The organism is Lacinutrix sp. MEBiC02595 (assembly GCF_053601555.1).
The window spans coordinates 1-237 of the sequence record NZ_JBSHNU010000224.1 but is presented as its reverse complement, the minus strand read 5'-3'; the positions used below and the strand labels follow the sequence as shown (position 1 = coordinate 237).

The 237-nt window shown below is 37.6% G+C and carries 1 protein-coding gene; it reads left to right on the top strand.

From position 1 onward, the window contains the following. Positions 1–237 (top strand): hypothetical protein (locus ACVCZW_RS13225; RefSeq protein WP_452232639.1); only part of this gene is annotated, 237 nt, incomplete at both ends.

The following is a 237-nucleotide window of genomic DNA, read 5'->3' as shown; positions in this document are numbered from 1 at the left end:
GATGGAACAAATAATGAAACGATTGCTAACGATTGGAATGCTGCTAATATTTTAGCACTTCAATCTTGCGGTACAGATGCTTGTGATACAGATGCTGTATTTGATGTAACTTCTGATTATGCGTACACAAACCTTGCTTCCACTTGTGGCGCTGGTGGTACATTAACAGTTACTTATACCGTTGCAGATGATTGTGATAACGAAACTATACTTGTTGCAATTCTTACACTTAACGAT